The organism is Desulfitobacterium chlororespirans DSM 11544 (genome assembly GCF_900143285.1).
In the GTDB taxonomy this organism is placed as follows: Bacteria; Bacillota; Desulfitobacteriia; order Desulfitobacteriales; family Desulfitobacteriaceae; genus Desulfitobacterium; species Desulfitobacterium chlororespirans.
The window spans coordinates 33,362-52,652 of the sequence record NZ_FRDN01000005.1 but is presented as its reverse complement, the minus strand read 5'-3'; the positions used below and the strand labels follow the sequence as shown (position 1 = coordinate 52,652).

At 48.1% G+C, this 19,291-nt stretch carries 13 protein-coding genes and 1 other annotated feature; of the genes, 2 read left to right on the top strand and 11 right to left on the bottom strand.

Going from position 1 to position 19,291, the window contains the following annotated elements; translation table 11 throughout:
• Positions 1-116: 116 nt before the first annotated feature.
• From BUA14_RS06100 to BUA14_RS06075, 6 genes are all read right to left on the bottom strand, one after another.
• Entirely contained in the window at positions 117-1,268 is a 1,152-nt protein-coding gene (locus BUA14_RS06100) for an acyl-CoA dehydrogenase (protein ID WP_072771791.1), read from the bottom strand.
• A 51-nt stretch (positions 1,269-1,319) separates the two neighbouring features.
• The gene (locus BUA14_RS06095; protein WP_072771790.1) at positions 1,320-2,267 is read right to left on the bottom strand and encodes an electron transfer flavoprotein subunit alpha/FixB family protein; all 948 of its coding nucleotides are present in this window, start codon (positions 2,265-2,267) and stop codon (positions 1,320-1,322) included.
• A gap of 14 nt (positions 2,268-2,281) precedes the next feature.
• Positions 2,282-3,052: an electron transfer flavoprotein gene (locus tag BUA14_RS06090; RefSeq protein WP_072771789.1), complete on the bottom strand. Its 771-nt coding sequence runs from the start codon at positions 3,050-3,052 to the stop codon at positions 2,282-2,284.
• A 50-nt stretch (positions 3,053-3,102) separates the two neighbouring features.
• Positions 3,103-4,317: a CoA transferase gene (locus BUA14_RS06085; protein ID WP_072771788.1), complete on the bottom strand. Its 1,215-nt coding sequence runs from the start codon at positions 4,315-4,317 to the stop codon at positions 3,103-3,105.
• 285 nt (positions 4,318-4,602) lie between these two features.
• Positions 4,603-6,180: an MFS transporter gene (locus tag BUA14_RS06080; RefSeq protein WP_072771787.1), complete on the bottom strand. Its 1,578-nt coding sequence runs from the start codon at positions 6,178-6,180 to the stop codon at positions 4,603-4,605.
• Between the two features lie 31 nt (positions 6,181-6,211).
• The gene (locus BUA14_RS06075) at positions 6,212-6,979 is read right to left on the bottom strand and encodes an enoyl-CoA hydratase/isomerase family protein (RefSeq protein WP_072771786.1); all 768 of its coding nucleotides are present in this window, start codon (positions 6,977-6,979) and stop codon (positions 6,212-6,214) included.
• A gap of 462 nt (positions 6,980-7,441) precedes the next feature.
• On the opposite strand from BUA14_RS06075, the gene BUA14_RS06070 reads away from it, so the two are divergent.
• On the top strand, positions 7,442-9,379 hold the full coding sequence (locus BUA14_RS06070) for a sigma-54 interaction domain-containing protein (protein ID WP_072771785.1): 1,938 nt from the start codon (positions 7,442-7,444) through the stop codon (positions 9,377-9,379).
• Positions 9,380-9,443: 64 nt separating this feature from the next.
• On the opposite strand, the gene BUA14_RS06065 is transcribed toward BUA14_RS06070, so the two are convergent.
• Together BUA14_RS06065 and BUA14_RS06060 are read right to left on the bottom strand one after the other, a co-directional pair.
• Complete coding sequence (locus tag BUA14_RS06065; RefSeq protein WP_072771784.1) at positions 9,444-10,412, bottom strand: MBL fold metallo-hydrolase; 969 nt, start codon at positions 10,410-10,412, stop codon at positions 9,444-9,446.
• A 119-nt stretch (positions 10,413-10,531) separates the two neighbouring features.
• Complete coding sequence (locus BUA14_RS06060) at positions 10,532-12,205, bottom strand: 2-isopropylmalate synthase (RefSeq protein WP_072771783.1); 1,674 nt, start codon at positions 12,203-12,205, stop codon at positions 10,532-10,534.
• Positions 12,206-12,253: 48 nt separating this feature from the next.
• Positions 12,254-12,524, bottom strand: a binding site (T-box leader).
• A gap of 212 nt (positions 12,525-12,736) precedes the next feature.
• Here BUA14_RS06060 and polC point away from each other — a divergent pair.
• Positions 12,737-17,080 (top strand): DNA polymerase III subunit alpha, encoded by a 4,344-nt coding sequence (polC, locus tag BUA14_RS06055; protein ID WP_072771782.1) that lies wholly within the window; start codon positions 12,737-12,739, stop codon positions 17,078-17,080.
• Between the two features lie 83 nt (positions 17,081-17,163).
• Here the strand turns inward: polC and BUA14_RS06050 are convergent, their stop codons facing one another.
• The 3 genes from BUA14_RS06050 to BUA14_RS28720 form a co-directional block, all read right to left on the bottom strand.
• The gene (locus BUA14_RS06050; RefSeq protein WP_072771781.1) at positions 17,164-17,415 is read right to left on the bottom strand and encodes a hypothetical protein; all 252 of its coding nucleotides are present in this window, start codon (positions 17,413-17,415) and stop codon (positions 17,164-17,166) included.
• A gap of 124 nt (positions 17,416-17,539) precedes the next feature.
• Positions 17,540-17,944 carry a hemerythrin domain-containing protein gene (locus tag BUA14_RS06045; RefSeq protein ID WP_072771780.1) on the bottom strand — a complete coding sequence of 135 codons (405 nt, stop codon included), beginning with the start codon at positions 17,942-17,944 and terminating at the stop codon, positions 17,540-17,542.
• A 129-nt stretch (positions 17,945-18,073) separates the two neighbouring features.
• The coding region (locus BUA14_RS28720; protein WP_143153440.1) for a DUF4573 domain-containing protein at positions 18,074-19,291 on the bottom strand (1,218 nt) is incomplete at its 5' end.

The window sequence follows — 19,291 nt, the reverse complement described above, 5'->3', positions numbered from 1 at the left end:
GAAATATATTTCTTTCCCCATCCGCCTAATTCTTTGGCACCTCTTTTCCTTTAATTCGGGGAAATAAATACTTACCTAAAGGATTAAGAAAATAGTGATAAGCTGCCCCCGGCGGTTTATTTATAGTGTTTTAAAATGGCTCTTCCCGCGGCGTGAATCATGATCTCATCCGTACCGCCGCCGATCCTGAAGACCCGGGCATCCAGCCATAACCTGGAGATACGGGCATCTTTGGTGTAGCCGATTCCGCCCATGATCTGCAGGGCATCGTCAATGACTTCATTGGCTGCTTGTGCACAATATAATTTGGCAATCGCCGAAGAGATTTGCACGGGCAGCCCGTTGTCCACTTCCCAGGCGCATTTGTAGACCATATTTTTCATATTCTCGATTTTAGCCTTCATAAAGGTGATTTTTTCCTGAATCAGCTGGAAGGAGCCAATCGTCTTGCCAAACTGCACCCGTTGGTTGGCGTAACGGACGGCATCTTCAAAAGCGCACTCCGCCATGCCCAGCACCGAGGCAGCCATCAACAAGCGTTCCATCTCAAAGTTGTACAAGACTTGCATAAAGCCATTGCCTTCCACACCGACGAGATCCTTTTCTTCGACTTCCACATCCTCCAGGTAAACTTCACAAGTGTCCTGCATATGCCAGCCGATCTTTTCCAGCTTTTCGATCTTAATGCCGGGAGCATTCATAGGCACCCACCACATACTAAAGGCATTGCGTTTGTCGGCATGGCCGGCCTCTTCCGAATTGCGGGCCAGGCAAAGCATATAGGGTGCCCGCAGCGCTCCGCTCATGAAGGTTTTGTGGCCGTTGATATAGACCTTGCCATTTCTGCGGGTATAGGTGGTGGTGGCGGCACTGCTGTCGGAACCGGCTTGAGGCTCTGTAAAACCCAGGACGAAGGCAACTCCGCCGCTTTGCACCACAGCCATGGTATCGGCGATTTGCTCCTCGGAACCAAAGTGGAGCATATCGGCGATGGATAATGCCTGTCCGAACACAAAGTGAGGACCGCCGTTCCTGGTGATTTCTTCTGCAACCAGCATCATGGTCAGGTTATCCACCGGGGTGCCGCCGTGTTCTTCCGGAACCCCTAACATGCCAAAGCCATTATCCATAAGGGCCTGGACAAACTTTGTGGGATGCTCGCCTTTTTCGTAGCATTCTTTCATATAGTCTTCCGTACAATCCCTGGCCATGACTTCTCTGAGGCTTTCTAGCAACAATTCTTGTTCTTCTGTCAGTCTAAAATCCATTAACTTTCCCTCCGATAAGTTCTTTATATTTGCCTTTGTCTAGTGCTCTGTCTAATGCTCCGCCTTAAACTTCTCAATTAAGGAAGGAAGAACCTTATAAAAATCCCCCACGATTCCGTAATCGGCCTGGCTGAAAATCGGTGCTGCCTTATCTTTATTGATGGCGACGATGACCTTGGCCTGGTTGACTCCCACCATGTGCTGCACCTGACCGGAAATACCCAAAGCCAGATAAAGATCGGGTTTGAGCATGGCACCGGATACACCGATATACCTCTCTTTGGGCAGCCAGTTCATTCCCTCGGCAAGAGGACGGGAACAGCCCACTTCAGCTTCCAGCAGGCCGGCCAGTTCTTCAACCATCCCGAGGTCTTCCTGCTGAACAAGACCACGGCCTACACCCACCACCCGTTTAGCCGCATTCAGATTGACCTCTGCACTTGCTTTGCTCTTTTTCTCCAGGAGCTTGATTCTAATGGCAGGCTCCGCGAATTCCACCTCGATGACTGTACCTTGGCGGCCGGAATCTTCTGCAAGAGGGGTAAACACGCCGGCGCCGATTGTAATGATCGCTGTCTGGGGCTGAATTCTTTCGGTGCGGAAGGCCGCTCCGCCATAGACCATGTGCTGGGTTTGAACCTTATTACCGTCCGTCAGGATTTCCACGGCATCCACCAGGACAGAGGTTCCCAGCCCCGCTGCCAAACGGCCGGCAATCAGTTTTCCCCTTCTAGTCGGCTGAACAAACAGGGCATCCGGCTTTTCTTCCTGGAGCAGCTTCAGAATGGTCTCCACATAATCTTCCCTAAGGCTCTCCGGTCTGAGGGCCCCCAGCCAATATACTTTATCCGCACCCATCCGAATGGCTTGGTCAGCCTCTTCTTTTTCTCCCCAGAGAATTACGGATACTTCTTCTCCCAGCTGGCGTCCGCCCGCGCATAACTGACCTAAACCCGCTTGTTTTTCTGCCAGTACCCAAACTTTTTTCAAAATGCTCATCTCTTTCACCATCCTTAAAGAAGTTCTTTGCGAATTTGCGCAAACAATTGTTGTATAACTTCTTCCGATTCGCCTTCCCAAAGGACTTTCTTGCGATCCGCTTGTTCCGGTGCCAGGGTGCTTACCACCTCAGTGGGAATATCAACTCCAGTCATACCGATGGCCGTGAGATCCCAAGCTGTGGTCGGCTTCTTGCCGGCGGCCAGAATATTCTTCATGCTGGGAATCCGGGGCAGGTTAATATCCGTGGTTACCGAGATCACTGCAGGCAAGGGAATCTCCAGCACTTCAACCTCGTTTTCCAGGGTGCGCTCGGCTATCAATCGCTCTCCAGCCACTGTCAGCTTGCTGATCCCATTGATGGTCGCTGCCTTGAGCATCTGACCCAGTTGGGCTCCCACCTGTTGGGCATATAAATCCGAAGACCCTTCACCACAGATAATCAAGTCAACTTCACCCATTTTGCGGATGGCGGCTGCTAAGGTTTGGGCCGTTGTGTAACTATCTGCATTCCCTAATTTCTCGTCAACGACCAAATAAAGCTCCTCAGGGCCTCTGGCAAGAACCCCTTTCTTGAGCTTGGAGTTGTCCAACTCCTTGCCGCCAATACTTAGGGCCATAACCTTGCCGCCTGCAGCCTCGGCAATTGCCACCCCGGCTTCCACGGCATTCAGATCATATTGCCCGATTTTCCATTCCGCCCGGGCGAAGGACAGGCTGCGGTCCTTTTCCACTACAATATCCTGCTCTTCCGGAACAATTTTGTAACAGGTAATAATGTTCATGACTTCCCACCTCATTCTCTTTGTGTTAAAGCGTTTTAGCACATAAAGGGCTATTTTTTCTTAATAACACCTTTGTCATAGAAAGCTTTGATCTCATTTTCGCTATAGCCAAACTCACTCAGCACATCCTCATTGTCCATACCGTAGGTATGCCCGCTGCGGAAAACTTGGCTTGGGTTGTTCCTGAACCTGGGAATGGGTGCCACCCCTTTGATCCTGCGTCCGCTGATCTCGTCATACCATTCCGTGATGGTCTCCCTGGCTTTGTACTGAGGATTATCCAGCATTTTGTCATAAGTCATGACGATACTGCAGGGGATTTGATTTTCGTTCATGATCCGATCCACTTCTTCGGCAGTATGGGTCCGGCAAAACTCAACAGCAGCTTCCACAAATTTCTCAGCGCGGGGGCCATCCTCTTTGAAGATCACGGTATGAGGCTCCTGAAAATCCGGGTCACCGTCGAGGCCCCAAAGTTTTTCAACTCTCCTTAAGACTGCGCCTCCCCCTAAGGCCAGCATGACGTAATTGCCATCCTTGCATTTTTGGACGTTTTCCAGGGCGGATTTCAGATCTTTATTGCCCATACGGGGCGGTTGTTTGCCGGAATTAACTCCTTCCAGGAGAAAATTCCCTTGAATACGGACCAGGCACTCATACTGAGCCACATCAACACTTTCTCCTACCCCGGTTTGCTGGGTCCGGTAGAGTGCCGCCAGGGTGGCCCAGGTGGTGTTCAAGGCCGTCACATAATCCCCGGTAAAGGGCTTTGGTGCATAAGGCGGGGCCGGTTCCGGTTCTCCATTAATGGCCATGTAACCGCTGAAGGCCTGACCGATCGGATCAAAAGATCCTCGTTTGATGTAGTCCGGATCACCTGTCAGTCCAAAACCTGAAACATGAGTGATCACCAGTTTGGGATTGATCCCCCAGAGAAATTCGTCCGTCAGCCCCCACTTGGTCCAAGTACCTCCTTTGGAGGATTCAATCAGGATATCGCACCATTGGACAAGTTTAACCAGTATTTCCCGGCCTTCGGGAGACTGAATATCCAGGGCCATGGTTCTCTCGTTTCTATGCTCACTCGACCAAACGTCTCCAAACATACGAAACATATCGGGAACAGCCGTATTCTCCAGGTAAATAACTTCAGCACCCTGCTCCGCAAAAAGCGCCCCGGCAAAAGGGCCTGCAATTGCCGACCCGGATGTAATCACCTTTAACCCCTGCAGGTTCCCAAACTTTGGAATTTCAGACTTTTTCATGCTGCTCTTTCTCCTTTCAATCTGTCATGCATGGTAGCGTCGAATCTATATAAAGCAAGAATGATGCCAACTCGAAGACGGAAGCAAAATAGCCTCTTTGTCCTGATATTACTGGAAAATCTCATAAGGAAACTTCTTCCACTCCCTAAAAACGAAACAAAGTGTTCAGTCAAAGTGTTCCATGCCAACACTTTCACAATGAAGAAAACCCGGCTTCACCGAGCCTTAAACGCATACTCGCAAATGAGGTGAAGCCGCTGATTGCCCTTATGCTTAGAAAGTATTTTATTTGTTTCTTTGGTCAAGGTCACCGGGGCTGCTATTGGTATTCGGCAAGACAAATACTGCTGCTATAAAAGCTGCTACCGCTATGGCAATAATGATCGTACTCATCTGGTTGATCGCAATGACCATGCCATCGAAATTGGCCTTAGCATAGAGATCCTGAAAGCTAACCCCAATCTTGGCCAGATGATCCGTTAAGGCCGGGTCAATAACTTTACCGGCTGTTTTCCCCGCTTCCACCACGGTCGGTATCATGTCCTGACTTACTCCCGAGTTCTGAGCTTCAGCAGCTATCTCCGTAGCCAGAGATGAGGCTGAAATCGCTCCAAAGGCAGCCAGCATGGTCGTTTGCCCGCTGGGACTTCCTAAATCGCGAATCATGATATAAGTTCCTGAGCCGCTGCCGAGCTTTTCCGGAGGGACGGCGGACATGGACATTTTCATGCAGGCAGGGGCAATAAACAACAAAGAACCGGACATAAAAACCAAAGTCAGGACAATATACCAAAAGGGCGTGTCCACTGTGTACTGGGAATAAAGCAGCGTACCGACGATAAAGGTTCCCATTCCTATCAGCAAAACGGTTTTAATTTTAAAAGAATCGATCAATTTGCCGCTGAGCAGGGACGTTACCGCTCCGGCCAGGTAAATCGATCCTGTCATAATGCCTACATAAGCCGTGCCTAATCCCGGTTTGGCTGTAACAAAGTAGGAGTTTGTAAATACGGAGCCTTGGGAGCAGAGAGCAATAAAGAAATAGAGCAGGATCGGTGCAGCAAAGTAGCGGTTTTTAAGGATGGATAAGTCCATAAAGGGGTGACTGGTTCTTTTCTCCACATTCCAGAAACTTATGGCAAAAACAAGGGCTAACCCCAGCATACCCAGAGTATAGGGTGATACCCAGCCAAAATTGGCAACCAGTACGGAAAGAGATAACCAAGTTCCGATGGTAAGCAAAAGCAAGATCGAGCCGGTATAATCAAAGGGCTTTCTCTCCACAGTGGGAGTCTCGGGAACCGTTATCTGTACCAGTGCGATGCCTAGGACTGCTAAAACGCCGCTGATAATATAAAGGGATTGCCAACCAAATTTTGCGATCAAAATCCCGCCTAAAAAACCACCCATCGCCGAAGCAAAGGTCCCGACGGCAGTATACACACCCACCGCTATTCCCCGCTTGTTGGGCGGAAATAAATAGCTGGCATAGGAAAGGCCGGCCGGGAGAACGGCCGCCACGCCAATTCCCTGGCACAATCTGGCCAATAAGAAAAAGGGATAGTTGGTGGCAAAAGCAGCCATAAATTCACTGACGGCAAAAATTATCATACCGATCATGGCAATGCGTTTGCGGCCTATCTGATCGGCAATATTGCCAAAGACGGGGCCGCACACGGTGGCCGTCAGGTAATAGCACAGGCTGATCAAGGCTGCCGTGGCTACCGGGACTCCAAATTCCTTCGTCAGCACCGGCAAAGCGGGAATTTGAAAGGCCATTGCCTCGATCATGGTGAAAGTTCCCAATAATAACCCCAGATATGAAAACCACGGAGATTTCCGGCTCAGCTGTTCATTGGTCATATTGCTTCCTCCCAGCATGTATTACTTGCTCTTATTTTTTCCGGTTTTTAAACTCTTCAATTAAAGATTTATGCTCTTCCGTCTGAGTGCAAAAAGGAGTGGATTGAAGCTCCGCTTCCATCACTGAGTTCAATAAATTAAACAGGGTTGAATTAGTAATTCGCTTGGTGATTCTAACCGGAAGAGCAGGCATTTGGGCTAAATCTGCGGCAAAATTCCGGGTAGCGTTCTCAATTTCTTCCGCAGTATAGACTCTGTTAACAAATCCCAGTTCTTTTGCTTCCGCTGCATCAATAACTCTTCCTGTAAACCACAATTCCTTTGCTCTTTGAGCACCCATCATCATGGGCATTAGCAGCATAGCACCCATTTCCGGTGTAATTCCTACTTTGAGGAAATTGGAGCTGAATTTGGCATCCTCCGACGCAAAAACAATATCGCAAACCATGGCTAAGCTCATGCCTCCGCCCACAGCATAGCCTTTTACCATAGCAATGACAGGTTTCTCCATCTCTTGGATCTTTCTTACGGCAAAAATAAACTTTTGTAAGGCTGCTCTGGAATTCTCAACAGTGGGCTCACCGCCGACCCCCGCTTTCAAATCGCCCCCCGAGCTGAAGTGATCTCCTTGCCCTTTGAGGATGATAACCCTGACATCCGTATCCTGATCCAGTTGCTCCAAAACTTGTACCATCTTCACCATCAGATCGGCATCCATAGCATTTCTGCGTTCCGGTTTATTAATAATTACATACGCGATACCGTCATTTTGTTTTTCCCATAATAAAGTCTCGGACATTTTGTTACCTCCTGTTGAGCCGTGTGTTTAATTCCGGCAAAATCGTGAAATGATGTACTAAAAATTGCTCGCGTTTTGATCCCTCCCCCTTGCTGTTCATAAACTGTATTTTTAGACAATGTATAATCAATGCAAAACTCATGCCAATTCATTAATACCTCATTTTCCTTTAAAGCAGAGAAGAAACCCCTAAAACCAGTTGTTCTATTGTTCACAATACGGCACACTTTGTTTGAACAAATTGTTCCACTTTACGCAGCCGGGTTTTTTTAGGAAAAGGTTCGGAGTTGAAAATATTATTAATGTGGTGTAAGATGGCTATAAGATTGGGAAAGTTATTACTAATACCTCGAATTACCGCTTTTCAGCCCTTTTGCTCATGACTGCTTCTCGAAGTGAGAGGAAAAAGATAAAGGTTTAAAGGATACTTTCACCATGATTTCTTCTGAGGAGGCTGTGACTATGCATTATACCCAGGAAGAAATTCTTGAGGCTTGGAAGAACTTTATAGTCCGCGGAGTGAGCCAGGAAGACAAAGTTCATCCTTCTGTGGCCCGCTCATGGGAACGATGCCGGAAGCTTGGCCTTGATCCCTGGTCAACGGAATTTCCTAAATGCAACCCCTCCTTGTTGCAGAAAAAAAGAACCCAATATGCAGAATTACTGTCTTTAGCAGCTCCAGTCATGAACTATCTTTATACTTTGCTGGATTGCAACATCAGCATCTGCGATTCTGATGGGTTTGTTTTTGAGTTGATTACCCCGTTAAAAAACTACCCCCGGACTTTAGGGGCCTATACCGATGAAGCGACTTGTGGTAACGGCGCTGTCACCATCGCCTTAAGGGAAAAAATCCCCATGAGAACCGACGGCTATGAGCATTACCGCATTATCAGTCAGAACCATTCCGGCGTGAGCTCTCCGATTATGATCGACAATGCATTGGTTGCCGTCCTCAATGGGGTCAATCCCTTTGGCAGCCTTCACGATAAAGCCCTTGCCATGACTATCACTGCAGCTAAAATCATCGAGTATTGTCTGATGGCAGGGCCTAAACCTGCTAAACCTCTTGAACTCAGACCTCGGATCAAAACAATGATCGATGATTGTTCAAGCCCGGTTCTTGTTCTGGAGCAGGATGGGACAATCTATACAGCAAACCATGTTTTCGCAAGCTCTTTGGCCGGTTCCGACACAATCGGCAAGTCTTTAGGGAACTATCTTGCTGACAAACATGATTTGAATCGTCTCCTCGCCAACAATTACGAACAACCCAGTGAAGAAATTGAGTTTAAAACAAATTTCACACCCCATAAAAGAGAACCCTTCCGCTGCCGGCTGCTCAGAAAACGGCAGATTCGGCTTCTTAGCGGTGAAGTCCATACCCTGCTTATTTTCAAAAATCAAGGCCCCGTTTCTGCTCCCCATAAGCTCTCCAAACCTCATGGGATTGACTATATCGGTGAAAGCACCGCTTGGTCCAAGGTAGACAGCATCGTTCAAAAAACCGCCAAATTCCCATCCAATGTGTTGCTGTTGGGGGAAACCGGGACAGGCAAAGAAGTGGTGGCTAAAGCCATCCATCAACGCAGCGGCCGGAAAGGCAATTTTGTAGCTATCAATTGCGGAGCACTGCCCAAGGATTTGCTTCATAGTGAACTTTTTGGCTATGAAGAAGGGGCTTTTACCGGTGCCCGTGCCCATGGTTCCATCGGAAAATTCGAACATGCTCATGAAGGAACTCTGCTTCTGGACGAAATAGGAGAAATGCCCCTGGACATGCAGGTAACTCTCCTGAGATTCCTCCAGGAGCGGACCATCACGCGGATAAACTCCAATAAGCCTAAAAAAGTGGATGTGCGCATTATCGCCGCAACCAATAAAGATATGGCAGAGCTGGTCAGACTAGGGCAATTCCGTCAGGATCTCTATTATCGGCTCAACGTCATTGAGATCAACCTACCGCCGCTCCATGAACGAAAATGCGATATTCCTTTATTGGCGGAATATTTTATATCCGAACTATCCAGGCAATACAATGTTCCATCCAAACAAATCCATCCGGCCGCTCTGCAAATCCTTTGCAGCTACAGTTGGCCGGGAAATGTCAGGGAGTTAAAAAACGTCATTGAAAAAGCGTTGATTTTGTCCGAAGGCCTAGAAATTACTCCCGAATTTTTACCTGAATATATTTTGCCCTCTCAAAATCCGACCTCTCAATCCACACCACTTACTCCCCGAATCGGGGAATCAGAACGGGAACACATCATCAACCTGCTGGAAAGCTATAACGGCAATATCTTTCAAACGGCAAAAGCCTTGAAGATGTCCCGCAACACCTTGTACCGCAAGATTGAAAAATACAATATTCAACTAAAAACTTCAGCAGTGAAAAAGTAAAAAAGCCAAGGCGCATTTCCCCCGCTTACAATAGAGGGCGAAATGTTACCTTGGCTTTTATCTTTTAGTTTACTAATTCATAATAGGCTTCCCCATCGTGGTTCACCCGCCGAACTTCTCCTTTATGCACTAAATGCTCCAGATGAGCCATAGCCTCCCCGGAAGCAAACCACTTTTGAGCTAAAGGGAAGTCATCCCAGCTGTTGTATCTCAGCTCCCAGTGCATTCTTGCCGCCGTCTGACCCACTGTCTTTTTGCCATCACCCAGGATCTCAGCAATCTCCACCAGGCGCTCTTGATGGTGGGCGGTCAGCTCATCGATCCGCTGCCGGTGGTTGGCAATAAGGCTGCGGTGGGCAGGAAATACCTGTTCAATATCATACCGGCGGATCTTTTCCAGGCTCCTGATAAAGTTGCCAAGACTATCAATTTTGTAATGGAAAAAAGTGATATTGGGAGTGATCTCATTGAGGATATGATCGCCGCCAAAAAACAGTTTATGCTTTCGTTCATAGAGACCAATGTGCCCCGGACTATGTCCGGGGATATTGATAACCTCCCATTGATAGAGCCCTGTCTCCAAGCAGTCCCCCTCATTCAGTGGAGTATAGACCAACGGCTTTTTAGGAGTAGTATCAAAGATCGCTTTTTCCGTTGAGTTCATTTCCCCGCCTAAATTCAACACCTTATTCAATTCACTCATAATGAGGCCCGGAGAAGTTCTATAGTTATTGAGCAGAATGCCGTCCTTTTTCCCAATATAAACCTGGCACCCCTGCTCGGCTAAAAAGTCAGCCAGCCCGGTGTGGTCTACATGCATATGGCTCAATACCAAATCCGTCTTTTTCAGATCGATTTGGAGCTCCTCTACCCCTTCCATGAAAGCAGACTTACAAGCTTCCAGGTCAAATCCCGTATCCAAAATAAGGGGACGGTCCCCGGCCAGAACAATATAGCTGTTCAAGGTTTTTAAAGGGTTATGGGGCAAAGGTATCTCATTTAAATAGATATGGGGATAGATTTCACGAATCATCATTTCACCTCAGCATAGCGTCATACTGATCATTCTAGCACAAAAAAACAGCGATTCATAGGAAGTACACACCCTCCTTGAGAACTCAGTTTTTTAATGCTCCTGAACCATAGCTGACTTTAAACCATACTTGAATCCTTGAGCATGGTGTTAATAGCACTGAGCAAAGCCTTAACCGAAGAAGTAAAGATATCGGTGTGAATTCCGCATCCCCAGTGAATCACCCCGTCCGGGCCGGTGACTCCCACATAGGAAACTGCTTGTGACTTGGAGCCTAATTCCAAAGCATGCTCTTTATAAATCAGGTTGGTGTAAGATAACCCCAAACGAGCCTGGAGAGCATTGCTGATGGCATCCAAACGACCATCCCCTTCTCCTGACAGTTCTTGAATCTCACCCTTGAACTCAAGGGTGACCGTTGTCTGAAAATCATCATGGTTGAGGAAACGGAAGTTGAGGAATTTAATGGGACTCTCAATATTGACATATTCCTTGAAGAAGATATCCTTGATTTCTTCAGGCATGAGTTCCTTATGCAGGTTATCGGATACGTTTTTCACCTTATAGCCGAAGTCTTCCCGCATCTTAGCCGGCAAATCAAGAGCATAATGCTGTTCCAGCATATAGGCGATGCCCCCTTTACCCGACTGGCTATTAATACGGATCACATCTCCTTCATACTCCCGGCCAATGTCCTGGGGATCAATAAGCAGATAGGGAACATTCCAATAGTTGCAGTCATGTTCTTCCCGCCACTTGATGCCCTTGGTGATGGCATCCTGATGGGAACCGGAGAAGGCCGCAAAGACCAGTTTGCCCCCATAAGGCTGACGGTCATGGACTTTCATCCGGGTCAACTCTTCATACTTGGCCGTGATTTCCAACATGCTTGCGAAGTTGAGGCCGGGGTCCACCCCATGGGAAAACAGATTAAGGGCTAAGGTGACGATATCCACATTGCCGGTGCGTTCCCCATTGCCAAACAGGGTCCCCTCGATGCGCTGACCGCCGGCCAGCAAGCCCAGCTCCGCATCAGCTACGGCAGTCCCCCGGTCATTATGGGGATGAAGGGATAAGATCACATGGTCCCGATACTTAAGGTGCTCGCTCATATATTCAATCTGACTGGCATAGACGTGGGGCATGGACATAGAAACCGTGGCCGGCAGGTTAATAATCACTTTATTTTCCGGGGTAGGTTCAAGCACATCGAGGACCTGATTGCAGATTTCCAGGGCGAACTCCATTTCCGTACCGGTAAAGCTCTCCGGCGAATATTCAAATTGGAAATTCCCATCTGTCTCTGCGGCATATTTTTTCAGCAACCGGGCACCACTGGCGGCGATCTCAATAATCTCTTCCCGGCTCATTTTAAAGACCTGCTCCCGTTGGGCTACAGAGGTGGAATTATAAAGATGGACGACTGCCTTTTTGACTCCCGCCAAAGCTTTGAAGGTCTTCTCGATGATATGGTCACGGGATTGAGTCAAGACCTGAATGGTCACATCGTCAGGAATCAGATTCTGCTCAATAAGGGTGCGCAGGAAAGCATACTCTGTTTCCGAGGCTGCCGGGAAACCCACCTCAATCTCCTTAAAGCCAATCTTTAAGAGCATGTGATAATACTCCAGCTTTTCTTCCAGGCTCATCGGTACCACCAGAGCCTGGTTGCCGTCCCGAAGATCAACGCTGCACCACGTGGGTGGCGTAGTAATATACTCTTTCTCCGCCCACTTTAAGCTTTTGACAGGGGGCATGAAATACCCTCGGCGATAATTTTCCACATTCTTCATTGTTCATCATCCTCCCTCACAATAAAAAAACCTTCCATCTCTATAACCTATAGAGACGAAAGATTTTAACATCTTACGCGGTACCACTCTCATTCATGCCCAAAGCATGCTCTCACAGATACGGGTCCACTATCTGCAAAAAGATTGCCGACCTTATATCCCCCTACTGTAACGGTTAGGCTCCGGCTCCACCTACTCTTGGTCATTTCAGCGAGCTACTCCGAGGCGAGTTCGGTTCCATCTTTGCCGCTGTTTTACACCAGCCAACAGCTCTCTAGGCGCTTAGATAAAACGTACTATTCCTCTTCGGCGTATTTAAAAACTATTTAATGTATTCTATAACAGTTTCTTAACTTTTGTCAAGAAAAATTACTTCTTCTTTCCATCTTCTTTCCTATTCACTCTCATGGTAAAATAAACATAATACGAGCCAAGCCTATTTGTAGTTAAACATCCACAACAGATAGGCTTCTCTGTTTATTTTAGAGAACAAACAATTCAGAACAAGTAGATGGAGAGTTTAGAGATAGTATGAAAAGAGTTCAGGAGATTTTCAGGAATTTTGAGGCTGGAGTCAGCTTAAACACAGCCTTCGTCAAAGCCGTGGTGCTGAAGGAGAAGAGCAAGACCCTGGAAATGAAGATCAGCTCGGATAACTATATAGAGGTCGGCGACCTTGAATCTCTGAATCAATTTATAAGAGAACAATTGACCTTAGAGGATTCTGAGATTATCGTCGAGTACTCTGAGGGTACTCCCAAAAAGCCCATCGAAGAGGAGCTCAAGAAAATCATCAGTTTGCTGGCCCGCAAACATCCTCTTTTGAAATCTGCCCTCAATAATTGCGACTTCGACATCACGGATCAATCCATACAGCTTACCTTTAAGATTGCTGTTTCTTACTTACTCAAAGGCAAGGGCTATGACAAGATCATTCAAGAGGCGATTAAGAACCTCTATGGTGCCCATTATACCGTTCATTTCGCCGATAAAGTCAACCCTGAAGATTTAGTCCGGCTGCAAGAGGCTACCCAGGAAAAAGAACTTCAGCTGATTCAAAAAGAGAGGGTGGCGGCCCCCCCTAGTCCAACCCCTGCCGAACGCCCTAAAGAAGCTGCACCTGTGCCGGCAGAGAGCAAAGCTGATGATGGCAAAAAAAGCGATCCCCAGCTTATTTTGGGCCGTAATGCCGCCATTAAAGATAAAGTCATCAAAATTACCGACATTACCCCCGATGAAGGCAAGATCGCTCTTCAAGGGGAACTGTCCAATATCGAAGCCAAAGAACTAAAAAGCGGCAAAACTTTAGTGTCCTTTGATCTCTATGACGGCTCAAGCTCCATCACCTGTAAGTCCTTCCTCAAACCCGGTGAAGACAGTGAGGTCGTATCCAGACTGCAGAAGGCTAAAGGAGTTAAGCTTTCCGGAAATGCTGGCTTCAGCAAGTTTTCCGGGGAAATAGAGATCATTGCCCACACCATCGTGGAAACAGAAGGTGTAAAAAAGTATATACGGCAGGACCTGGCTAAAGCAAAACGGGTGGAACTGCACCTGCACACCCAAATGAGTCAGATGGACGCCATGAGCGGTGCCACGGATCTCATCAAACGGGCCATGAACTGGGGGATGAAAGCCATTGCCATTACCGATCATGGTGTGGTTCAGTCCTTCCCCGAAGCTTATAAACTCCTGGGCAGAGATAATCCCAATATGAAGGTCATCTATGGTGTGGAAGCCTATTTGGCACCAGATAAGAAACCTTCCGTAACCCATCCTCAAGGCCAGAGTATTGATACTGCCTATTGTGTACTGGACCTGGAAACCACCGGCTTCTCAGCCGTCACGGAAAAGATCACGGAAATCGGAATCATGAAGATCCAAGGCGGCAAGATCATCGATCAATTCGGCTGTTTTGTCAATCCGGAGAAACCCATCCCCGCCCGAGTCGTGGAGGTAACCAACATCACCGATGACATGGTCAAGAATGCTGAGACCATCGACCAGGTTTTTCCTAAGCTCTTGCAGTTTATCGAAGGAAGCGTCTTAGTCGCTCATAATGCTGATTTTGATATAGGCTTCCTGAAGCACAACGCGAAAGTCTTAGGCTATGATTTTGACTATACTTATGTGGATACCTTGTCCTTAGCCAAGGAACTTTTTCCGGATTACAAAACCTATAAATTAGGGAGAATTGCCAAGAATCTGGGCATTAAAGTGGAGGTCGCTCACCGGGCTCTCGATGATGTGGGCACCACCGTTAAGGTGTTCAATATTATGATCGATATGCTTAAAGAGCGGGGGGTAGAAACCCTTGAGGATATTGATCTGAAGGCGGCGGATGAAGGGGCTAAGAAGGATGAATATAAAAAGCTTAAGACCTATCATGCCATCATCTTAGCCAAGGATTATACCGGACTTAAAAACTTATACAAGCTGGTCTCCTATTCTCATTTGGACTATTTTTATAAAAAACCCCGTATCTTGAAGAGTCTCTATAAAAAGTACTCAGAAGGCTTGATTCTCGGCAGTGCCTGCAGTGAAGGGGAGCTTTACCAAGCCATCCTGCTGGGCCGCTCGGAGGAGGAAATCGAGGCCATCGCCGAAGAATACGATTATCTGGAGATCCAGCCCCTCGGGAATAATGATTACCTGATCAGAACCGAGCAGGTGCCGGGTAAAGACTATCTCATGGAGATCAATCGCAAGATCGTCGCCCTGGGTGAGAAACTCAACAAACCGGTTGTCGCCACAGGGGATGTGCATTTCCTGGATCCCGAAGATGAAGTCTACCGGCGCATCCTGGAAGCAGGCCAGGGCTTCAAGGATGCGGATCAGCAGCCTCCCCTCTATCTGAAAACCACTGAAGAGATGCTGGAGGAATTCGCTTATTTGGGAGAAGACAAAGCCTATGAAGTGGTGGTCACCAACACTAATCTGATCGCCGATCTCTGCGAGCCCATCAGCCCTATTTCCTCGGAAAAAGCTTCCCCTCATATTGAGGGCTGTGAGGAGACCATTAAAGAGATCGCTTTTGGCAAGGCTCACGAACTTTATGGAAACCCTTTGCCGGACATCGTTCAGCAAAGGCTGGACAGGGAGCTGGATTCCATCATCAAAAACGGCTTCTCCGTAATGTATATCATCGCCCAAAAACTGGTCTGGAAATCCAACGAAGACGGCTATCTGGTTGGGTCCCGGGGTTCGGTAGGTTCTTCCGTAGCCGCCTATATGACAGGCATCACTGAGGTCAATGCCCTGCCCCCTCACTACCGTTGCCCCAGCTGCAAATACTCGGATTTCTCCGATCATGGCCCTAAGATCGGCTTTGACCTGCCGGATCGAGAATGCCCCGTCTGTGGAACCCAGCTGGATAAGGATGGCATCGACATTCCCTTTGAAACCTTCCTGGGCTTCAACGGAGACAAAGAGCCGGATATTGACTTAAACTTCTCCGGTGAATACCAGGCTAAAGCCCACAAATACACCGAGGTTATCTTTGGTAAAGGCACCACCTTCAAAGCGGGAACTATCGGCACCATTGCCGATAAGACAGCCTTTGGCTATGTGCGGAAGTATTTCGAGGAAAAGAATCGGACTGCCAATAAGGCGGAAATCATCCGCATCGCCAAAGGCTGCACAGGCATTAAGCGGACCTCGGGACAGCATCCGGGCGGCATCATCGTGGTGCCCAAAGGCCGGGAAATCTTTGAGTTCTGCCCTGTACAGCATCCTGCCGATGACCCCAATTCAGATATTATCACCACCCATTTTGACTACCACTCCATTGACCAGAACCTTTTGAAGCTGGATATTCTGGGCCACGATGATCCCACGGTGATCCGCATGCTTCAGGATATTACCGGAGTCGATCCGAAAACCATTCCCATGGACGATAAGAAGACCATGTCTCTCTTCTCCTCCACAGAAGCCTTGAGTGTAACTCCTGAACAGATCAACTCCAAGGTAGGGACCTTCGGCATCCCTGAATTCGGTACCCGCTTCGTCCGGGGCATGCTCCTGGATACTCTGCCTAAAGCCTTCGAAGACTTAATCTGCATTTCCGGCCTCTCTCATGGAACCGATGTGTGGCTGGGGAATGCCAAGGACTTGATCGATGCGGGAACGGTGACCCTAAGCGAGGCGGTCTGTACCCGTGACGAGATTATGACCTATCTCATTCGCAAGGGCCTCCCTCCCAATACAGCTTTTAAAATCATGGAAATAGTGCGTAAAGGAAAAGCACTCAAAGATCCAAAATGGCCGGAGTACGAAACCTTAATGAGGGAGCACGATGTTCCGGAATGGTATATCGATTCCTGCCGCAAGATTAAATACATGTTCCCTAAAGCTCATGCCGCGGCCTATGTGATGATGGCCTTCCGTATCGCCTGGTTTAAGGTGCATATTCCCTTGGCCTATTACGCAGCCTATTTCACCATTCGCGCCAAGGCCTTTGACGCCGAATTTATGATCTTCGGCAAAGAAAAAGTCAAGGCGAAAATGAAAGAAATCGAGGCCTTGGGTAATCAAGCGGCACCCAAGGATAAGGATATGTACGATGATCTGGAAATCGTTTTGGAGATGTATGAGAGGGGCTTCTCCTTCCTGCCCATGGATATCTACGCATCCCATGCTACAAAATTCCAGGTAGAGGGCAATGCTTTAAGACCCCCTCTTAACAGCATCTCAGGCATGGGAACCGTCGCTGCTGAAGGATTATATAATGCCGCCCAGGAAAAACCTTTCAACTCCTTGGAGGATGTCAAGAAACGGGGCAAAATCGGGAATTCTACTATGGAATTACTGAGTAAATTTGATTGCTTAAAGGGCATCCCGGAAAGCGATCAGATCAGCTTCTTTGATCTAATCAGTTAAAAAAATCAATCAATTAAAAAAACTGCCTGAAATCTTTGTTCGGCAAAGATTTCAGGCAGTTTTAGATCAGTCTTTCAGACTTCTTATTTTTTTAGAAAATCCCGTATTTTTAATTGAAGAATTACAGTACATGGAATAACAAGAATAATAACACCAAAGAGAGCAAGGATATCGATTATGGTGTCTTGAGGAGAAATTAAGTTAAACACCCACCAATAGGCCTTCCAAACCAAGAAGAAGGCAATCAGAGCACTGAAAACATCCAGCTTTTTCTGATTGACGCTGACAAATAGTTGCTCATGATCTGCGGTTCTAGCTCTACTGTTATTTATCATATCAACATCTCTTTTCCGGTCTATTCTAACCCTACTTCATGATAATAAGTACATTTTACAAAAGTATATCACAAAAAAGGAATGACAACAGCACCCTGCCGGGTACCAAGACTTGACCTATCTCTTAGATATGCTGATAAAGTCTTTTGTCTTCGGTGTTCAGACGATTTTTCAATGCGGAAAAGATCTTGTTTGACTCTCTAATGAATTGTGGAATATCGGCTTTAATCTTGGCGGCAGACATATAGGTACTCTTATATTTCAGAAATTCAGTGGATAAGGAGCCCATTTCCCGATAGAGCTGCTCTGCTGTTTTGCTCAGTGCCTCATCCTTTGAATTTTTTAGAGCAGGATAAAGGTATTCATCTTCTGATTTTAAATGCAGAACAAGAATACCGGACAGTTTGCTGATTTTCAGAGAAAGGTCAAAAGCTTTTTGATCAAGATTCCCTGAACGAACTTCTTCCTCGAGCTCCTGAATAAGCTGACGAATCGTATTATGCTGGTTCTTGAGTAAATCGTTATTCATTTCTATTCCCCCTTAGCTGGTAAGGTTATGGTACCTCATCAATAAAAGCAGTGCCGTGACATGGGTCACGGCACTTTTGTGAGCATTTTAACCCGGTAAGGGGTTGGTTTGCATTTTGGTTAAATCACCCTAGCTCCCCAACCGTACGACATGCAAATTTGCATTCGTCCCCGGGCCAAGCAAAACACTTCCGCCCGTTGCACTGGAGACTGCTAAAGTCAATACATCGCCCGCAGCCAACGTGACAATGGAACTAAAGGTAATAACCTGGAAATCTGCAGTGATTACGGTAGCCGTTACCAATGACGGTTCTGAGAAGGCTGCGTTGATTTGAACGCCAACAGTTAGACCGAAATCCCCTGTTGTTGACTGCAGCAGAACCATAAACTCTACCAGATAGTCCCCTGCAACATCAATTGTGATACTGTTTGTTCCCAGTGTTACATCGTTAATTGGCATCGTTTCCGGTATTGCAACGCCCTCTGTGTCACCTGCACCAATTACAATCGTTTGTGACGTATCATTGTACAAGCCGCCGTATGCTACAAGTACTTCGGGTCCTGTGGCTCCTGTCAGACCAGTCTCCCCTGTAGCTCCCGTCGGACCAGTCTCTCCTGTGGCTCCTGTCGGGCCAGTCTCTCCTGTGGCTCCCGTCGGACCAATATCCCCTGTAGCTCCCGTCGGACCAGTCTCCCCTGTAGCTCCCGTCGGACCAGTCTCTCCTGTGGCTCCTGTCGGGCCAGTCTCTCCTGTGGCTCCCGTCGGACCAATATCCCCTGTGGCTCCCGTCGGACCAGTCTCTCCCGTGGCTCCTGTCGGGCCAGTCTCTCCTGTGGACCCCGTCGGGCCAGTTTCTCCTGTGGCTCCTGTCGGGCCAGTCTCTCCTGTGGCTCCCGTCGGACCAATATCCCCTGTGGCTCCCGTCGGACCAGTCTCTCCCGTGGCTCCTGTCGGGCCAGTCTCTCCTGTGGACCCCGTCGGGCCAGTTTCTCCTGTGGCTCCTGTCGCACCGGTCTCCCCTGTGGCTCCCGTCGCACCGGTCTCCCCTGTGGCTCCCGTCGGGCCGGTCTCCCCTGTGGCTCCTGTCAGACCAGTCTCTCCCGTGGCTCCTGTCGGGCCAGTTTCTCCTGTGGACCCTGTCGGGCCAGTCTCTCCCGTAGCTCCTGTCGGGCCAGTCTCTCCTGTGGCTCCTGTCAGACCAGTCTCTCCCGTAGCTCCTGTCGGGCCAGTCTCTCCTGTGGCTCCTGTCGCACCGGTCTCTCCTGTGGACCCTGTCGGACCAGTTTCTCCTGTGGCTCCTGTCGCACCGGTCTCCCCTGTGGCTCCTGTCAAACCAGTCTCTCCCGT